This is a genomic window from Prolixibacteraceae bacterium (genome assembly GCA_019856515.1).
GTDB classification, from domain to species: Bacteria; Bacteroidota; Bacteroidia; order Bacteroidales; family Prolixibacteraceae; genus Halosquirtibacter; species Halosquirtibacter xylanolyticus.
Genome location: CP082230.1, coordinates 2,915,221 through 2,934,402, shown reverse-complemented (window position 1 = coordinate 2,934,402; position 19,182 = coordinate 2,915,221). Strand labels below are relative to the sequence as shown.

At 37.2% G+C, this 19,182-nt stretch carries 11 protein-coding genes and 2 tRNA genes; 10 read left to right on the top strand and 3 right to left on the bottom strand.

Translation table 11 applies throughout. The features are described from left to right. Window positions 1-159: 159 nt before the first annotated feature. Complete coding sequence (locus K5X82_10590; GenBank protein ID QZT35762.1) at window positions 160-1,857, bottom strand: glutamine--tRNA ligase/YqeY domain fusion protein; 1,698 nt, start codon at window positions 1,855-1,857, stop codon at window positions 160-162. A gap of 413 nt (window positions 1,858-2,270) precedes the next feature. On the opposite strand from K5X82_10590, the gene folB reads away from it, so the two are divergent. The 6 genes from folB to K5X82_10560 all read left to right on the top strand — a co-directional run bounded on the left by folB (window position 2,271) and on the right by K5X82_10560 (window position 6,770). Next, window positions 2,271-2,630: a dihydroneopterin aldolase gene (gene folB, locus K5X82_10585; GenBank protein ID QZT35761.1), complete on the top strand. Its 360-nt coding sequence runs from the start codon at window positions 2,271-2,273 to the stop codon at window positions 2,628-2,630. Window positions 2,631-2,706: 76 nt separating this feature from the next. Next, window positions 2,707-2,777, top strand: a tRNA-Cys gene (locus K5X82_10580). 25 nt (window positions 2,778-2,802) lie between these two features. Then, a tRNA-Cys gene (locus K5X82_10575) sits at window positions 2,803-2,873 on the top strand. Window positions 2,874-3,069: 196 nt separating this feature from the next. Next, on the top strand, window positions 3,070-3,945 hold the full coding sequence (locus K5X82_10570) for a hypothetical protein (GenBank protein QZT35760.1): 876 nt from the start codon (window positions 3,070-3,072) through the stop codon (window positions 3,943-3,945). A 288-nt stretch (window positions 3,946-4,233) separates the two neighbouring features. Further along, the gene (locus K5X82_10565; GenBank protein ID QZT35759.1) at window positions 4,234-5,715 is read left to right on the top strand and encodes a Gfo/Idh/MocA family oxidoreductase; all 1,482 of its coding nucleotides are present in this window, start codon (window positions 4,234-4,236) and stop codon (window positions 5,713-5,715) included. Between the two features lie 308 nt (window positions 5,716-6,023). Further along, complete coding sequence (locus tag K5X82_10560; protein QZT35758.1) at window positions 6,024-6,770, top strand: DUF3825 domain-containing protein; 747 nt, start codon at window positions 6,024-6,026, stop codon at window positions 6,768-6,770. Window positions 6,771-7,695: 925 nt separating this feature from the next. Here the strand turns inward: K5X82_10560 and lepA are convergent. Further along, a complete protein-coding gene (gene lepA, locus K5X82_10555; GenBank protein ID QZT35757.1) occupies window positions 7,696-9,483 on the bottom strand; it encodes a translation elongation factor 4 in 1,788 nt (595 codons plus the stop codon). A gap of 2,003 nt (window positions 9,484-11,486) precedes the next feature. On the opposite strand from lepA, the gene K5X82_10550 reads away from it, so the two are divergent. After that, window positions 11,487-12,011, top strand: coding sequence for a hypothetical protein (locus K5X82_10550; protein ID QZT35756.1), 525 nt, complete (start codon window positions 11,487-11,489; stop codon window positions 12,009-12,011). Between the two features lie 143 nt (window positions 12,012-12,154). Here the strand turns inward: K5X82_10550 and K5X82_10545 are convergent, their stop codons facing one another. Further along, window positions 12,155-13,522, bottom strand: a complete 1,368-nt coding sequence (locus tag K5X82_10545) for an IS1182 family transposase (protein ID QZT35755.1) — start codon at window positions 13,520-13,522, stop codon at window positions 12,155-12,157. Between the two features lie 85 nt (window positions 13,523-13,607). On the opposite strand from K5X82_10545, the gene K5X82_10540 reads away from it, so the two are divergent. The 3 genes from K5X82_10540 (at window position 13,608) to K5X82_10530 (ending at window position 18,975) form a co-directional block, all read left to right on the top strand. Continuing rightward, the gene (locus K5X82_10540; GenBank protein QZT35754.1) at window positions 13,608-14,519 is read left to right on the top strand and encodes a transposase; all 912 of its coding nucleotides are present in this window, start codon (window positions 13,608-13,610) and stop codon (window positions 14,517-14,519) included. A gap of 412 nt (window positions 14,520-14,931) precedes the next feature. Beyond that, complete coding sequence (gene leuS, locus K5X82_10535; protein ID QZT35753.1) at window positions 14,932-17,718, top strand: leucine--tRNA ligase; 2,787 nt, start codon at window positions 14,932-14,934, stop codon at window positions 17,716-17,718. Window positions 17,719-18,117: 399 nt separating this feature from the next. Beyond that, entirely contained in the window at window positions 18,118-18,975 is an 858-nt protein-coding gene (locus tag K5X82_10530) for a YitT family protein (protein ID QZT35752.1), read from the top strand. Window positions 18,976-19,182 lie beyond the last annotated feature (207 nt).

Below are 19,182 nucleotides of genomic sequence, written 5' to 3'. Positions count from 1 at the left end.
CAATAATATTTGACTTCATTAACTGAAGAGTACTATTACATTAAACCAACAAAGTAGGTTATCTTTTGTTCTTATGCAACTCCCTTCACTATGTTATAGAACCAAACGAGGCTGAAAACAGATGTTTTCAGCCTCGTAAATATATTGTCAAGAGATGATTTACTTCTTACCCCATGAGTCTCTCAGACCAACGGTCTTGTTGAAAACCATCTTCTCTGAAGTAGAATCTTTATCCACGTTAAAGTATCCTAAACGCTCAAATTGGAAATGCTCTTCCACTTTAGCATCTTTAACAAAAGGCTCAATATAGCACTTTGGAATAACCTTAAGTGAATCTGGGTTTAAGAACTCTAGATAGTTCTTGTCCTTATGGTTTGAAGGAGCTGGATCGTTAAACAATCGATCATAGTCGCGTACCTCTGCTTCTACATTCTCTGTTGTTGAAACCCAATGTAATGTTCCTTTAACTTTTCTTCCATCTGGTGAAGTACCTCCTTTAGAAGCTGGATCATAAGTACAGTGTAGCTCCACAATCTCACCATTTTCATCCTTGATAACTTCATTACAAGTGATGAAATAGGCATAACGTAGGCGTACCTCTTTTCCTACAGAAAGACGGAAGAACTTTCTAGGTGCATTTTCCATAAAATCCTCTTTCTCAATATAGATCTCTCTAGTGAAAGGAACTTTACGTTTACCCATCGATTCATCTTCAGGGTTATTTACAGCATCCAACTCTTCTACCTGTCCTTCAGGGTAGTTTGTAATCACCACTTTTAGTGGGTTAACAACTCCCATCACACGTTGTGCTGTCTTATTAAGATCTTCACGAACAGCATGTTCTAAAAGAGCAACATCCGTAACTCCATTTGTCTTAGTCACCCCGATCTTTTCACAGAAATTACGAATAGATGCAGGTGTGTATCCTCGACGACGTAGGCCAGAGATCGTTGGCATACGTGGATCATCCCATCCTGTAACATGCCCCTCTTCTACCAATGACAAAAGATTACGCTTACTCATGATAGTATAGCTCAAGTTCAGACGAGAGAATTCAATCTGTCTTGGGCGATAATCACCCTCTTTAAGGTGGTCAATAAACCAGTCATAGAGTGGACGATGCACTTCGAACTCCAAAGTGCAAATAGAGTGGGTAATACCCTCCCAATAATCCCCTTGACCATGAGCAAAATCGTATATTGGATAGATACACCATTTGTCTCCTGTTCTGTGGTGATTCACCTTCATGATACGATACAGCAAAGGATCTCTCATGTGCATATTTGGCGAAGCCATATCTATTTTTGCACGTAAAACACAGTCTCCTTCGTTGTAATCTCCATTCTTCATCTTCTCGAACTCCTCAAGGTTCTTTTCAGGAGCTACATTACGATATGGGCTCTCCACACCAGGACGAGTCGGTGTACCTCTTTGTCCACTGATCGTCTCTTGATTTTGGAAATCAACATATGCCAACCCTTTTTGTATTAGGGCTACGGCAAAATCATATAGTTTGTCAAAATAGTCTGATGTGTAGTACTCTCTGTCTCCCCAATCAAATCCTAACCATTTAATGTCTTGTTTGATCGAATTAACGTATTCAGTACTCTCTTTCGATGGGTTGGTATCATCGAATCTTAGATTCGTTAAGCCACCGTATTTCTGGGCAGTACCGAAATTTAGACATATAGACTTCGCATGCCCAATGTGCAAGTATCCATTAGGCTCTGGAGGGAAACGAGTGTGGATATTTTCTCCACCTTTTGATGTTGAAATCTCCCCCTCTATGATTTGATGGATGAAGTTTGTAGGAACTTTGGACTCCTCCGTTCCGTTCGTTTTCTTCGTGTCTGTCATAATATATCTCTTTGTTTTGTATACCACGTTATTCTTAAATCGGCATACAAAAAGCTAGTATTTAAATAGAAAAGAGTGATAGGAGATACTCATTGTATATACTATCCCTACCATATTACAAAAGTAAAATAGTTTCTTTAAACTCTTTCGATTTTTATTTATTAATTTGCATCAAAAGAGGCCTCTATACCTCTTGTACCATTGAATTTTGAAATGAGTTGTATATTATAGCGAATATCTTTTGTTTAGACAAGACACAGAAATAGAAGCACAGCCTGTTTTAACCGTGATATTTAAAAACGAAGTATAAACTATATAGTATGCAAGAGTATAGCCTCTTTCATGATTTAATAGGTATTATAGATGAACCAATAGATCTCTACCTCATTTTTTATCAAAAAAAACAGGAACCCATGCAATACGGTGTAATTGAAATTGAAGATATGTACTTCCATGCTTATCATGGACATTTTGAAGAGGAACAAGTTGTTGGCAATAACTTTATTGTATATGCGCATATTGAAACAGATTGTTTAGCCGCATCTAAATCCGATGAACTTGATGATGCACTTAACTATTTGAAAGCTTATGAATTGATACAAGAAGAGATGCAGATCCCTTCTAAATTATTAGAACATGTTACCGGTAGAATTCTCGATCGTCTGTATGGTGAATTTGGTGACCAAATCAAAAAGGTAAAGATTAAAGTATCCAAACTAAACCCACCTATGGGCGGACAGATCGGATCGGTTAGTGTAACACAAGAAAGATAAAATTCTATTTTTTGTGGGATGAAGTGTTGTATGTAATTTCTTTTTTATTACATTTGCAACCGCTAACGCAAATAAAGGTCGGTTGGCCGAGTGGCTAGGCAGTGGTCTGCAAAACCATCCACGGCGGTTCGAATCCGCCACTGACCTCTTATTTTTATTTGCGATATTAAAAGGTCGGTTGGCCGAGTGGCTAGGCAGTGGTCTGCAAAACCATCCACGGCGGTTCGAATCCGCCACTGACCTCAATACAAACCCATCATTACATATGATGGGTTTTTTTTATGCCTAAAGATCAGGTTCTTATGGTTTTTTAACATAGTGGCTGCAACAATTAGAAATAAAAAGTGTCTTATGTTAAAGGTGTCGAGAACGATACTTTTAGGATTCCCCCCCTAAATATTGCTTGAACGTAGTAGTAAACTTAATTTTGGAAAAAGTTATGAAAGCCGCATTATGCTTTGTTTTGTGTCTCTTTAGTGTCGTAAATTTAGAACAATCTATTTACGACCAAAAAGATGTCGCAGCGTTGATGCAGATTTTGAGAGATAATCCAAAGATCTTCTCTTCTGAAGAGAAAGGAAAAGAGGTCTTAGGTTGGGATGACAAAGAATGTGCACGTTGGGATCATGTGATTTGGAGTAGTGATACGCCAAAGAGAGTTGAGGGACTAAATCTTTCTGGTTTCGATATCGAAAAGATTGATTTATCCTCATTGATTGGCTTAAAGAACCTAGATTTGAGCCACAATAAAATTGTCTCGTTGTCTCTTCCAAATAGTTTGGAGATGATAGACATTAGTAATAATTGTTTAACTAAAGTGGATTGCTCTTATATGTCCAGTTTGGAATCTTTGGTGGTGTCAAAAAATGAAATTACCTCCATACTGCTTCCACAATATTCAAAACTGCAACTGTTGAATATAAGATGTAATCAATTAAAAGGTATCAACTTATCAGGACAGCGTAAATTGATTTCGATCAACTTTTCGACTAATTATATAAAAACAATAGACCTTGGTTTTAATCATGAATTGAAGACAATTAAGGGACGTAACAACGAACTGAAGACTGTCTGGATGCCAACGTTATTGAAAAACCCGTTTCCTGATATTGAGATAAAGAATAGACCAAATAGCAAGTACAGTTTTCCTCGTTTAAAGGTTAAAAATATCCTTGTGAATAACGAGTTAAACAAAATGTATAAGAAGAATGCCAAAGAGATGGTCAATATGACCAATGGTATTATTTCATTTAAAATACCAAACAGTGATCGTGTTGTAGCACATAAGAATAATCCGAAGATATATGTCTTCTAATGCCATTTGCATTTACAATATGTAATTGGCATAAAACTATCTCTATCCCAAAATAGGCGGATAGCTAATCATGAATGAAAATACACTATAAAGGGGTTACATTATTGTAACTCCTTTTTTTAATTCTAGTCGATATGGTGATATCTATTTTTCTTGATGTTGATCTATTATAAATATGATATTAATCATGTATGACAACTTATAGATCATAATTTTTGTGCAGTATATTTAGGTAATATATTCCTATCTTTATAGGGATCAGTATAAAACCAAACTGAAAAACACAAGATGAAGAAGAATAGACGAAGTTTTATCAAAGAGTTATCTATTGGAGCGGGTGCAGTAGCAACGCTTCCTCTAGTATCATGCAAATCCACCAAAGAAGCTGTTGTTGTCAAGGATACTCCTGTAGCGAAAGTGGGCTTCACAGGACATTTCAATATGTGTGGCTATGCTGCACCTAAACTAGAGACCGTAAGGGTCGGGTTTGTGGGTATTGGCGACCGTGGTTCAGGAGCAGTGAAACGAATGAGTTTTATCGAAGGAGTCGAGATCACTGCAATATGTGATATTAGACAAGCTGCCTTAGATGGTGCACAAAAGATCCTAAGTGATGCTGCACTTCCTAAAGCCAAAGAGTTTATCGGTAGCGATACTGCTTTTAAGGAGATGTGTGATAGTAACCTTGTTGACCTCGTCTATATTGCTACCCCATGGGAGTGGCACGTGCCTGTTGCAGTAGCTGCGATGGAGGGAAATAAGCATGCTGCTGTCGAAGTCTCTACGGCCAAAACGATGGAGGAGTGTTGGCAAATTGTAGAGACATCCGAACGTACCCGTAAACACTGTGTTATTCTTGAGAATTGTTGCTACGACTTCTTCGAGATGTTAACCTTGAGTATGGCTCAAAATGGTGTGTTTGGCGACTTAATCCACGGCGAGGGTGCCTATATTCATGATCTGGACTATTGGCTATTTAATAAGCCAAAAGATGAAAAAATGAGTGATGGAGCCTATACCAAGATGTGGCGAATGTATGAGAACGAGAGAATGGCCAATGTATATCCTACCCATGGTCTAGGACCTATCTGTCAAGCGATGAATGTCAACAGAGGCGACCGCTTGGATTATCTTACCTCCATCATGTCGAATGACTTCACCCTAGAGCAACGAATCAAAGAGAAAGCAAAAGAAGATCCTTTCTTTGAGAAGTTCGTGGGCAAGAAGATGAGAGGGAATATGGATATCCAACTTATTCGTACCATCAAAGGACGTACGATAATGATTCAGCACGATGTCTCTTCTCCTCGTCCCTATTCAAGAATACATATGCTCAGTGGAACGAAGTGCTTTGCACAGAAATGGCCTAAACAACACCTCGCTTTTGGACACCATATACTAGACAAGGAAGAGTTTAAAGATATCGAAGAGAAATATACCCCTGAGATTATTCGTCGTGTAGGCGCCATGGCTAAGAAAGTGGGAGGACATGGTGGTATGGATTTCGTCATGGACTGGCGACTGATCGACTGCCTGCGCAATGGACTGCCCGTAGATATGGATGTTTACGATGCTGCCGCTTGGAGTTGTTTAACCCCATTAAGTGAATGGTCTATTGCCAATCGCTCTGCTCCGATCGATATTCCTGACTTCACTCGAGGAGGATGGAAAACAAATAAGCCTGTAGATTTAAGCCTCTCTGAGGGTGGAACCACTGGAGTGCGAAATATACATAGTGCCAACGATAACGGTCAGTTGGGGGTAGTATAACCTATATCTTTGATATATAAATACATCAAAGATAAAATAAGGTTAATACATACATAGGGATTGATAAGTTAACATATTTGTGAGCAAGTTGTAAGCAGTTAAAAAGTTACATCTTATGGTTCCTTGTGTTTTAATCTTTGTTGGTTTATCTAAGTGCGTTAAAATTGCCCTTAGTTAGGTCAAATGGTTAGATTCTCTCTAATAGAAAAATGGAAGTTTTAAGAGTATTGTATATTCATTTATTTTTTTTGACCTTTAACATAGAAACTCTTAATCGGTTTTCTATGTTAAATTAATAATTAAATTGTATGAAACTTTTTAAACACCTATGGTTTGGTAATTTTAATAATCCCATTGAAGAACTCAAGGATCTTGCAATGGACGAAAACTGGGGAAAGACCAATGATAAGCACAAACATCCAATTCTTGTAAGTTATGTTTGGCATACATTTGAGAGACTGTGGTTTGAGAAAAAGGTTGTTGTCGAGGGGGATTATTGCTGCTTTAATACTGGTTTAGTTACTAAAAATCAAGAAGAGATTTTTGGTTATGCTGAAGTTAATAAAAAGCCTGAGGCAAATATCCCATTCTTTTTTAAAGGGTGGAGAAAATCTAGTGATAGAGACCTTACAAAATTTAAAACGTTGGGAGAAACAGCAAATTATATAAAAAATCCAGCCGACTTAATTTATGATACAACTATAGAATTACGACAAAATATTGACCATATTATTGAGGATAATAAATCTCGATTTCCAAAAGAGTTTATTGTTATGGGAGATCATTTGTTGTCAAATATACTACAGGGAGCAATTGAGGATGCAAAGAAAAGAGTGAAGAGAAATTATAAAACAGCTATTCCTCAATTCTATGATGGAAAACTTCAGCTACTATTGCCTTTGTGCTTAAAAACAAAAGCGTGTGCAGATCTTGCCTTAGTAATTGAAAAGGAAAATGATGACGTTTACAGGGCTGCGACATGTTTAACGTTAGAAATGGCCATAAATAATGCGAGATTAATCGCGAAACCTGATGATGAATGGTTAAAAGTTTAGAAAAAAGTTGTCGAGTCGAGAATTATTACTAACTTAGTGCCATCAATAAAATATTATTTCATTTATCAAGTATATTGTTTCTCTCTAAAGCGAGAGTTCTGAAAAACTTTTTAAATAACAGAAAGTAAATTTCAAGATACATTTTCAAGATAAACAAAAGAAACAAGATATAGCTCTTCTATTAGAAGAGCTTTTTTTGTGCCATGCATGGTGATTAACTAATCGGTGCAAGTCCGTAGAGGAGGTTTGGGGGCAGGCAATATTAGGGGGTAGCATTTAATATTATTTTTTATCTTCGTTCTATTATGAAAGAACAAGACCCACAATTATCACTACTTGCAGAGTTAATTCTTCCAAAGGAAATATTTAGGTATTTTGACATGATTAACATTGTTGATCATTCATCACAAGTTGACATTTATCTAGATGAAAAGAATGTTATTCCTGAGGAATAAATTGATGATGAACTAACCTCTAAGGAATTTCTACCAGATATAACCATTCAAGATTTCCCTTTAAGAAACAAGTCTCTATATTCGCGTATTAGACGTAGAAAATGGACTAATGAAACATCAGGGAAGGTCATCACAAGAAATTGGATAGTGTAGCAATGGGAACTCGAATGACTAAAGGGTTTGCTTCTTTTTTTAAAAGGATTATTTGGATTCATACCCGATCAGCAGCAATAGTCTTGAAAAGTTCTATTATATTGATGGAAAACATCTAGGGGAACAGTACACGATGGGTACCTAATCCAATAAGAATTATCGTTATTTCTTTCCTTCTGATTAATCTTATACCGATTAATCAGAAGGAGTTTATCAACGGTTGTTGATAAACTCCCTTTCAATATCTAATCAAAGCAATGAGGCCCTTGGAATAAAATGATAATATGATATCTCAAGTCATTTCCTTGGAATAAAACTTAGTCTAACTTCAATACTGCTAAGAAGGCTTTCTGTGGTACTTCCACATTACCTACTTGCTTCATTCGCTTCTTACCTTTCTTCTGCTTCTCTAGTAGTTTACGCTTACGAGAGATATCACCACCATAACACTTCGCGGTAACGTCTTTACGTACGGCTTTCACCGTCTCTCTAGAGATAATCTTAGCACCGATAGCTGCTTGAATCGCAATATCGAACTGCTGACGAGGGATTAAATCTTTTAACTTCTCACAAACCCTACGTCCGAAAGTTTGTGCATTGTCAAAGTGAATCAGTGCAGAAAGAGCATCCACCATCTCTCCGTTCAAAAGAATATCCAAACGAACCAATTTCGCAGATTGATAACCAATCTGATGATAATCAAATGAGGCGTACCCTTTAGAGATACTCTTCAGTTTATCATAGAAATCAAATACAATTTCTCCCAATGGCATCGTAAACGTCAATTCAATACGATCCGTAGTAAGATAATTTTGATGTGCCAACACACCACGCTTCTCCATACATAGTGACATCACCTGACCGATAAAGTCAGCTTTCGTAATAATCTGTGCCTTAATGATAGGCTCTTCAATACGATCAATAAGTGTCACTTCTGGTAACCCACTCGGGTTATAAACCTCAATCTGTTCCCCTTTATTGGTGTGAACGATATAGGAAACGTTAGGTACCGTAGTGATCACATTGATGTTGAACTCACGATCCAAACGCTCTTGAATAATCTCCATATGCAAAAGACCAAGGAATCCACAACGGAAACCAAAACCTAAAGCCGCTGATGATTCTGGCTCATAGGTTAATGATGCATCGTTTAACTGAAGTTTCTCCATCGCAGCACGAAGATCTTCATAATCCTCACTGTCGATTGGATACACCCCAGCAAATACCATCGGCTTCACCTCTTCGAAACCATCAATATAGTTTTCACAAGGTCGCTCTTTATGGGTAATGGTATCTCCTACCTTGACCTCTTTCGCGGTCTTAATACTACAGATAATATAACCTACATCTCCAGTAGATAACTTCTTCGCTGGGTCCATCTCCAAGCGTAGAAATCCAATCTCTTCCGCCTTATACTCCCCTTGGGTGGCCATAAACTTAACCCAATCACCTTTGTTGATCTCTCCGTTCACCACCTTGAAATAAGCGATAACCCCTCTAAATGGATTAAAAACAGAGTCAAAGATCAAACACTGTAATGGTGCTTTAGGATCTCCAACTGGAGCAGGTACTTTCTCGATAATGGCTTCAAGAAGCTCATCGACACCCTCTCCTGTCTTTCCTGAAGCACGTAGAATATCTTCTCTAGCACAACCAATAAGGTCAATAATCTGATCCTCTACCACCTCAGGCATCGCATTCGGAAGGTCCATCTTGTTCAGAACAGGAATAATCTCCAAATCGTTCTCGATCGCAAGATACAAGTTCGATATAGTTTGTGCTTGAATACCTTGTGTGGAATCTACAATAAGAAGTGCTCCTTCACAAGCAGCAATAGATCTGGATACTTCATATGAGAAGTCAACGTGACCCGGAGTATCAATCAAATTAAGAGTGTAATCCACTCCGTCTTGTTGATAATCCATACGAATAGCATGACTCTTAATAGTAATTCCACGCTCTTGCTCAAGGTCCATATCGTCCAAAACCTGTGCTTTCATCTCTCTCTCGCTAACTGTTTTCGTCACTTGAAGCAGACGATCGGCAAGGGTACTTTTCCCATGATCAATATGGGCAATAATACAAAAGTTACGAATATTCTTCATCGGTATAATCTATATCGAAATAGTGTTGGAATTTTAGCTTACGAAAACGTAAGTAGCCCAACTTATTGTTTGCTAAATAAATGGATAGTAGTACATAGTATAGTTGTTTCAACTCTGTCGAATTTTACTACAAGAACACATGTCCCCTCCAATTTGGCAAATATACCGAAATTTTAGCAATAGTAGCCATTAAAATATTGGTGGTATGATAATTAATACCAATTACATTTTGAAATGAGCTCTAAGCTCTTATCAGCAGTTTTTGTTTTGACGATACAAAAAATGGAAGCACTGCTTTTCTCTCCAGTGAGATTCTTTATACCAAGTAGCATTAAAAAACGAACGATAAAGGTCGGTGAATATTTTTGTTTATCCTTTGTTAAAAAACAAAAAGCATAGCCTCTCCCTACATCGTGACATTTATAATGAAGGGTAACGAAAATTGAACGCAATGATATAACTCCTTTATAAATCCAATTGGCATCTATTGAGAATAAACAGTATCAACTGTCAAGCTAAAGCTCATTGAAATAAGAAACACAGAGTTTACATCTACACTACCTTACAGGGATTTAAAAACAGTATATTAAAAATCACTACGAAAAATAACCCAGACAGAGTTTAATTTACACTAGCCTTATAAGTCCAAATTCAGACATATAAATTCTTGTCGATGTAAAACCAACAGATATCAATTCACCTCACATCCCTTACACCTTCTCCCACCTTACTAAGGGGTTGATAGGAGTCTTCTCCTACCTTTGTCCATGGTTCAGCCATGGTTCGTCCATGGTTTGTCCATCGATTTCGGGGGTCTCGATGGCTGAATCATGGCTATACCATGGATGAATCTTGGACAAAGGTGGGAGAAGGTACGAAGGAAAGTGGGAGCAGACACCTAGGAAGTATGGTGTAGTGGTTGTAAAAAAAACCTGTTCTACGCTCTAGTTTTATTACATGTAAAACATAGAGTATTTATCTGTCTTGACCTGTTTAAATATAAGGAATTGCTCCTTTAATTCAAATAGATATTAAGAATTAATTGTGTATTTATCTAAAAAGTGAGACTTGTCACAAACTAAGCATTATTGTATGTCGGGTTGTTGTGTTGCAAGGAAAATATGGCCACGGATTAGACGGATTTTCACGGATCTTTGTTGAGTCGCACGGATAACTGGAACCGCGAAGACACAAAGATACAAAGGGTTGAAGCTTAGGTTATTTTACGATGCTTCATCTTTCCCTGAAAGGGAAACCGAACATAGCCCAATGGTGAAATTTCTATGTTGCGCGTTGGCGCAGCATAGAAATGAGCCTTGGGTAATAAAATATCTCCAACATGAAGGGCTGAAGGCCTGACCGATTAATGATATTGCAATGGGTTCAACGGATCATTATTTGTGATGCAAGGGGTAGGCCACGGATCTTGTTAAAGTGAAAGGATGGCACACAGATGGTACAGATTAACACAGATTTATTTTGAACGATGATTCTTGGTAGAGACGCAATGCTTGCGTCTAGAATTATTACCACGTATTTGTTGAGGCGCACGGATGACTGGAACCGCGAAGACACAAAGACACGAAGGTTTGGAGCGGAGTGGATAGAATACGGATGATACGAATTGAACTGATGAACTCTTATTTGTTGATTTTGATGGAGGATCGGGAGAGGTGTCAGAACCTATTTTGCCAAAGGATTCAGGTGTTTTCTACCCATCGAATACAGAATATACTTGGGAGGGAAGAATAAAGTTTCAATTAAATGCAAAAGAACTCGAAACAGTACATTCGTATTTGAGTTTTTAAAGCTAGGGAGTGATGTTCATGTTAGATACTGGAATGATGTAGTGTTTCCTTATGGAAAAGGTTATGAGTATATCATATTACTGATGTTTCCCATGTAGGCTAACATCTTGATTTACAGCATAAAAAGAAGCATGTTTATTTTGATAATTCATTAATTATCAGTAAATTAATGTTGTTCCAATAACCAAATAAATCATGCTTCAGAATAAAAGTACAAAAGTTTTTTCAGAGACACAGAGTTTTTTCAGTTCAAGTGAAAAAGGAATTAATCGAATTATTAGCCTTTACAAGTTACTCAACTTAAGACAACTGAAATTAGGAAATAAAGAGTTGCCTCAGTCTACTTACTTCAAAGGTGACATACTATTAGGCTTACTACTTTTCCCAATTTTCTCTATCCCTAATATTTATAGCTACAGTAAGCATTATCTATCAGAGATGTTAGAAGCACAAAAGAATACATTCTATCGATTTAAAAATAACAGCCAGATAGATTGGCGTACTATAGTTTCATCATGTAATAATAAACTCTTTGGTCAAATAGCCAAAAACTCTCACTCTGATGACTGTAATCAAGCAGAAAGATGCTTAATTATTGACGATACTGATTTTGAGAAGTCTACCTACAAAACTGAACATGTTAGTAAAATATGGTCGCATGTAACCCATCGTTATATATTTGGTTTTAAAGGATTATTTCTAGGAGTCTGTCGGACTTAAGCAATGGGATATCGAGTGATTTCCGATTCTGATCTATAACCTGATTTAAGTTCTGATATTTGGCAGTTATTCGGTCTAAGAAGCTTATAATGCTCCTAAATTTAGTTCTAATGAAGTATATTTAAACGCCATATGTAGTCATATTAGGCTATTTTCATCTTAAATAACCTCTTTAAGTTATATCCAAGACACACCAATGACCATTCGCAGTCTGTTTCTGTTTCTCCTCTTAATGAAAATTGTCTAAAACCAAGAACCTTTTTTATTATGCCGAAAACGGGTTCTACAGTCTGTTTCCTTTTACGGTATATTTCATTGTATTTGGGAGAATTTAAGAGTTGATTCATCTTGTCGATAGGTGTTTGTTCCTGTTCCTGTTCCTGTTCCTGATTATCATTAGATGAACTATTCTCATTGAGCTTTTTGTCTAAATAACTATTATGCTTTTGACGAGCAGTAGAAATCAGTGGGATTATTTCTTTGTCTTGACATTCTGTAATATTGTCTTCACTAAAGTAGCCTGTGTCAGCAACAGCAATGGATATCTCTCCTAACTCAGTAGGTATTGTATTTATGGTTGGTATGAACTCTCGTTTGTCATTTGCATGGGCATTACTATAAGCACCTAAGATTATCATGTCATCATTTACAGCAGCTTGACCATTAAAACATTGATTGAAACCATCTTTGGTCTTCATTATTCGTGATTCTGGATCAGTGAAATTGTATTGATCAGATTCATTAGGGGATGGGTTAGGTGCTTTGGGCTCTCTGCCTCTTGGATTCTTTCCCGTCTTATCTATATGATCGTTGCGCTTCTGTATTTTAGCATCATACGTCTTCTTCTCTTTTGAATAACGTTCCTTGGCACGATCTTCCACAACCGATTTTGCTTCTCTTATCTTTACAAGTCTAGTTTCCCTGCGTCTTATTTCTTTAGGAATATCAAGGTCTGTATCAGTTTCTTTATTGTCTGTTTGATTGGCTAACTCTAAAAGTGAGTCTATTTCTGTTTCAAGTTTTTCCTCTAATCGTTTCATATATTCATAACTCATCGCTTTGTGTTTTGATGCGTTAGCTTGAACTTTAGTTCCATCTATATAGATGTTGCCAAGATTTAATAACCCTAACTCTTTTCCTATCAATAAAACCTGTTTAAACCAACCTTTAATCTCTGGCAGGAATCTTTTCCTGAAATTTGCAATAGTATCATGATCAGGATGATGATTGCCTGAAATAAATCGAAATGCTACTGAGTCATAAGTCGCCGCCTCTATCTTTCTTGAACTAAATACACCTGTAGAGTAACCATAAAGTATGAGTGATAAAATGAGCCTTGGATCATAGGCCATAGTACCAGACCCTCGGTATTGTCTATAAACGGATCTTAAATCAAGTTCTTCTACAATATCTACAATGAATCTAGCCTGATGGTTCTCTGGGAGCCAATCATTAATAGACGGTGGCATAAGTAAGCCTTGGGTTCTATCTGCACTCTTAAAACATCTCATACTCCTAAGATAATAATTTATTTTAGTTCATTAGTTTAAGTCCGACAGACTCCTAGGTTTATGGGATGGCAAAAGCTATTTTACATTGGACTTCTCTCTACATAAAGAAAGAGGGAAGAATAAAAAGACTCCATTTGGACTCACTGCCAAACAACGTAAAAAACAGTTCTCAAAGAAACGATCAACAAAGAGTAATGGGTTTAACCGAGAGAAAGAACTCGTTATTGATAAAATAACGATGGCAAAAGAGATGATGGTAAATGCTATTAAACAAGGAATTACAGTAGACTACATACTTATGGACAGTTGGTTCTTCTGTGATTCAATATTAAAAACTGTGATCTCTAATGGTATGCATCTTGTTGCAATGGCTAAGATGTCTAGTGCTAAATATTCTTTCAAAGACAAAGAATATAGCACCAAAGAACTTGCTCTCTTACTTAAACAGCGAAAGAGAGTAAAATGGGTAAAGTCACTTAGTCTATATTGTGCAGAAGTCACAGTGAAATATAAAGGTACAGATGTAAAACTATTCTTTTGCAAGAACAGTAAGCGAGGGAAATGGCATTTATTGGTATCTTCAAATACAAAGCTGAGCATAGAGAAAGCTTATCAGATATATAGTATTAGATGGAGTATTGAGGTCTTTTTTAAGGAATCAAAGAACTATTTTGGTTTAGGAAAATCTCAATCGAGTGATTTTGATGCTCAAATAGCAGATCTATCTGTAGCTATTATTGAGTTTAACGTTTTTAGTTTAGCAAAAAGGTTCGAGGCATATGAGACGCTAGGTGGAATCTTTGCTCATGTAAAAGATCAAGGAATGGAACTTGTAATAGTACAACGAATTTGGGGTTTTATCCTCGAATTGATGAGAACTCTCGCAGAAATCATCGATAGTGATTTTAATGAATTGATAATCAGTGTACTTAAAAATAAACCCGAAAATAATAAATTCTTTAGGCTCATTGAATCAATGGTTTATGAACCTGAATAAAGACATGGGAAACATCAGTCATATTAGATAAATATTGATAACCCCTGCCTTTTCTTTGAGATGGTTCGAAGTACACTCAAAGTTCATTCGAAGTTCATTCATCGATTTTCCTTTTTGGGTGAGGGAACTTCGTGTGTTCTTCGAATAGCATTTCAAAGAAGGCAGGGGTGTGTAGGTTGTTATTCAGAGGAGAGAGGCTTCCTAGAGTTACTCTATTTGATTTTTAATGCGACAAGTATTATGACTCTTGAATTTTTTAAGAAGCTCTGATATGCGGAGAGAAGGTGTAATGGTGAATAAGATATATATCTTGAAAGAAGAGGATGCTATTTGAAGATAAGGTTTTAATCCTCAAGTCTTTTTTTGTAAATTCGCATCTTATTCAATCAACGTAGTAACGATTTGTAGTAAAATGGATTATAATTTTCGCGAAATAGAACAGAAGTGGCAGAAGTATTGGGCTACTGAGAAGACCTATAAGGTTGATATCGATTCAAGTAAGCCAAAATACTATGTGCTAGACATGTTTCCTTACCCATCGGGAGCTGGACTGCATGTTGGACACCCGCTAGGGTATATTGCATCAGATATTTATAGTCGATATAAGACCCTCAAAGGTTTTAACGTACTTCACCCAATGGGGTATGATGCGTATGGACTTCCTGCGGAGCAGTATGCTATCCAGACAGGACAACACCCTGCTATTACTACTGAAAAGAACCTTGAAAGATATCGCGAACAGCTAGATAAGATTGGTTTCTCATACGATTGGGATAGAGAGATCAAGACCTGTGATCCTAAATATTACAAATGGACTCAGTGGGCTTTTATTCAAATGTTTGAACACTATTTTGATATAGTGGCACAAAAGGCGATGCCTATCGCTGATTTGATCGCTTATTTTGAGCAGCATGGTAGTGCAAACCATACGGCGGATGAGAGTGAAGAGCTTGAGTTTACCGCAGCACAATGGTTGGCTTTTAATGAGAAAGAGAAGTCGGATGTATTGATGAACTATCGTTTGGCTTATTTGGCTGACACGATGGTGAATTGGTGTGCGGAGCTTGGTACGGTATTGGCTAACGATGAGGTAAAAGAAGGTTTATCGGTTCGTGGTGGATATCCTGTGGTACAGAAGAAGATGAAGCAGTGGTCGTTGCGTGTTTCTGCATATGCACAACGTTTGTTGGACGGTTTAGATCAAGTGGATTGGAGTGAGTCATTGACTGAAATTCAAAAGAATTGGATTGGTCGTTCTGAAGGAGCTGAAGCACTTTTCAGTGTAAAGGGACAAGATCTTGATTTGGAGATTTTTACCACTCGTCCTGATACCATTTTTGGTGTCTCATTTATGGTATTGGCACCAGAGAGTGATTATGTAGTACAAGTGACTACTACGGATCAGAAAGAGGCTGTCGAAGCTTATGTTGAGGAGACAAAGAAGCGTACAGAGCGTGAACGTATGACTGAGGTGAAACGCGTAAGTGGTGTTTTCACTGGTTCATATGCGATTAACCCTTTGACCAACGAGGAGATACCTATCTATATTTCTGATTATGTATTGGCAGGTTATGGTACGGGAGCGATTATGGCTGTGCCAGCGCATGATAGCCGAGATTTTGCTTTTGCAAAACATTTCGATCTTCCGATAGTACAGGTGGTTTCCAAAGCTGGAGAAGAGGTTACTGATCCTTCGACATGGGAAGAGTCGTATGATTCGAAAGATGGTATTTTAATGAATTCAGGTGACTTTACAGGTAAGAACGTAAAGGATGCGATTCTGGAGATCATTGAACTGATGGATACCAACAAGATTGGAAAACGTAAGATTAACTATAGATTGAGAGATGCAATATTCTCTCGTCAAAGATATTGGGGAGAGCCATTCCCTGTATGTTATAAGGATGGGGTTCCTACCATGATAGATATGGACGAACTTCCATTACTTCTTCCAGAGGTAGACAAATATCTTCCTACGGAAGATGGTGATCCACCATTGGGACGTGCTAAAGGGTGGGTTTCGAAAGATGGTTACCCTATTGAATTGAACACGATGCCTGGTTTTGCTGGTTCTTCGGCGTATTATCTACGTTATATGGATCCACAAAATGACAATGCTTTGGTTTCGAAAGAAGCGGATGAGTATTGGCAAGATGTTGATCTTTATATTGGAGGAACAGAGCATGCTACGGGTCACTTGATCTATTCTCGCTTTTGGAATAAGTTTTTGTTTGACATCAATGAAGTGGTAAAAGATGAGCCATTCAAGAAGTTAATCAATCAAGGTATGATTCAGGGACGCTCTAACTTTGTGTATAGAGTGAAAGGAACCAATCAGTTTGTATCGCTTGGGTTGAAAGACGGTTATGATACTACGGAGATTCATGTGGATGTGAACATCGTTCATAATGATGTGTTAGATCAAGATGCTTTCAAGCAGTGGATGCCAGAATATGCTGATGCAGAGTTTATCCTTGAACAGGATAAATATCGTTGTGGATGGGCAGTTGAGAAGATGTCTAAATCAATGTTTAATGTGGTTAATCCTGATGATATCGTTGCCGATTATGGTGCAGATACACTTCGTTTGTATGAGATGTTCTTGGGGCCATTAGAGGCATCTAAACCATGGGATACCAATGGTATTGATGGGGTGCATAAGTTCCTTCGTAAAGTTTGGCGTTTGTGTCATGATGTGAATAACAACTTTATGGTTTCAGAAGAGGCTCCTACGGCTGATGAGCTAAAGGTGTTACATAAGACGATAAAGAAGATTGAAAGTGATATTGAAAAATTCTCTTTCAACACATCGATATCAGCCTTTATGATCTGTGTGAATGAGTTGACTTCATTGAAGTGTAACAAGCGTGCAATATTGGAGCCATTTATCCAGTTGTTGGCACCGTTTGCTCCACATATCTCTGAGGAGTTGTGGTTTGCTATGGGACATGATACCTCTATTACAAAGAGTGGATTTCCTGTTTTTGAAGAGAAGTACTTGATCGAAGATAGCTTTGAGTATCCAGTGTCATTTAATGGTAAGATGCGATTTAAAATAGCTTTGCCAGTAGATATGGATAAAGATAGTGTGGTGGAAGCTGCATTAGCACATGAGGCTGCACAGAAATGGATTGAGGGTAAGAGTATTGTGAAAACAATTGTGGTTCCTAAGAAGATAATTAACATTGTTTTAAAGTAGCCCATAATAGATATTCTAACAAAAAACAGGTGTTTTGTCATAAAACACCTGTTTTTTTAGATCTATTTTCGCCGGAATTTTATTTTTAAGATAAAAATCATATCATTGCAAGGCAATGTTTTGGATACCAATACTATATCGGAATGTTCATTATTTTTGGATTCTATCTTTGCTTATACTTCGTTTGAGAATATCATCGTAGTAAAAGCTATGCTTCAATTTTTAGCCTTGTCTAAACAAGATAAAATCACAATAATTTATTGATCATTTCAAAACAGAATTGGTATGAATATGTTATCAACTTTAAATGTAGTTGATAAAGAGAGATTTGTAGCGTTAGTTTTTATGATTATTTTATCGAAAGGAGACGAGAGTCATCCTTTAAACTTTTAACCTTAAATGAAACAAAAGTTCGTTGGACAGTTCAGATCATATCTGATCATGACTGTTGGATTATTGATGTACTCTTTTGGTGTCACAGCATTTCTTATTCCTTCCAAAATTATTGGAGGAGGTGTCACTGGAATCGCTACAGTGATATATTTTGTCACTGGAATAAAGACAGGTTATGCCTATTTTTTGATCAATAGTTTGTTGATTGTGATGGCCATACGAAGTCTAGGTGCAAGTTTTGGTGTCAAAACGTTGTATGGGTTGACAATGATGTCCCTGTTTCTTAGTTTGATGCAGCAGTATATTACGACGGCTATTGTGGATGATATGTTCTTAAATACCATTCTTGGAGGTTTGTTATGTGGCCTTGGGTTGGGAATTGTTTTTAATGAAGGCGGTTCAAGTGGAGGAACAGATATCATCGCGATGATGGTGAACAAATATCGTAATATCAGTCCAGGTAAGGTGATTTTACTCTGTGATGTGGTGATTATAGGTTCATCCTATTTCGTATTTCACACCCTTGATAAGATGGTATATGGTTATGTCTCCATGTGGGTGGTGTCTTATGCTATCGATGCCTATCTGAATGGAGCCAAACAATCGGTACAGATGTTTATCTTTTCTGAGAAATATGAAGAACTTGCAGATTTTATTAACCATGAAACGAACAGAGGGTTGACTGTTTTTGATGGGACCGGTTGGTACACGAAACGTAATGTCAAGATGATCATGACGGTGATTCGTAAACGAGAAGCTGCTCCAATCTTTAGAAAGATTAAAGAGATCGATCCCAATGCCTTTATCTCTCAAAATAGTGTGATGGGAGTTTATGGGGATGGTTTTGATGTATTGAAATATTAGGGCATTTTCGGATGTAATTTTAATTTACATTATTAAGAAGTAAAGAGGCGTTATTTAACTCTATTGAAGGAGTGATATAACGCCTCTTTTGGTTGTTGTTCATGTTTATCCTACATCTATATTTAAAGTGACAATTGTGGTGGTATATTTTCATATAAGGCCATGTTTTTTATCTTTCCAATTTCTTACAGACTAATAGTGTGGTGT

Excerpts from the sequence above, each read along its gene's own strand:
- K5X82_10590 (QZT35762.1), bottom strand. The coding sequence starts at position 1,857 with ATGACAGACACGAAGAAAACGAACGGAACGGAGGAGTCCAAAGTTCCT.
- folB (QZT35761.1), top strand. The coding sequence starts at position 2,271 with ATGCAATACGGTGTAATTGAAATTGAAGATATGTACTTCCATGCTTAT.
- K5X82_10570 (QZT35760.1), top strand. The coding sequence starts at position 3,070 with ATGAAAGCCGCATTATGCTTTGTTTTGTGTCTCTTTAGTGTCGTAAAT.
- K5X82_10565 (QZT35759.1), top strand. The coding sequence starts at position 4,234 with ATGAAGAAGAATAGACGAAGTTTTATCAAAGAGTTATCTATTGGAGCG.
- K5X82_10560 (QZT35758.1), top strand. The coding sequence starts at position 6,024 with ATGAAACTTTTTAAACACCTATGGTTTGGTAATTTTAATAATCCCATT.
- lepA (QZT35757.1), bottom strand. The coding sequence starts at position 9,483 with ATGAAGAATATTCGTAACTTTTGTATTATTGCCCATATTGATCATGGG.
- K5X82_10550 (QZT35756.1), top strand. The coding sequence starts at position 11,487 with ATGCTTCAGAATAAAAGTACAAAAGTTTTTTCAGAGACACAGAGTTTT.
- K5X82_10545 (QZT35755.1), bottom strand. The coding sequence starts at position 13,522 with ATGAGATGTTTTAAGAGTGCAGATAGAACCCAAGGCTTACTTATGCCA.
- leuS (QZT35753.1), top strand. The coding sequence starts at position 14,932 with ATGGATTATAATTTTCGCGAAATAGAACAGAAGTGGCAGAAGTATTGG.
- K5X82_10530 (QZT35752.1), top strand. The coding sequence starts at position 18,118 with ATGAAACAAAAGTTCGTTGGACAGTTCAGATCATATCTGATCATGACT.